Here is a 338-nt window from a genome sequence, read left to right on the forward strand (position 1 = left end):
GAAGCGGCCGCCCGCCAAAGCTACGGCAAGCTCATCGCCTATCTTGCCGCGCGCATGCGTGACGTGGCCGGCGCCGAGGACGCCCTGGCCGACGCCTTTGCGGCGGCGCTGGAGCGTTGGCCGCAAACCGGCGTGCCGCAGAAGCCGGAAGCCTGGCTGCTGGCGGTGGCGCGCCGGCGCCGCGTCGATGCGATCCGACGGCGGCTGACCAGCGAGGCGGGCCGCGACCATCTCAGGCTGATCGCCGAAGAGATGGAGGCGCGTATGATCGATGAAGACCTGCCCGACGAGCGGCTGCGACTGATGTTTGCCTGCGCCCATCCGGCGATCGAGGCGGG

1 protein-coding gene is annotated in these 338 nt (G+C 71.3%); it reads left to right on the forward strand.

Translation table 11 applies throughout. From position 1 onward, the window contains the following. On the forward strand, nucleotides 1-338 hold a 338-nt coding region (locus E5W87_RS35705; protein WP_292408749.1), incomplete at both ends, for a sigma factor.

The sequence above is a fragment of the Mesorhizobium sp. genome (genome assembly GCF_004962925.1).
Lineage (GTDB): Bacteria > Pseudomonadota > Alphaproteobacteria > Rhizobiales > Rhizobiaceae > Mesorhizobium.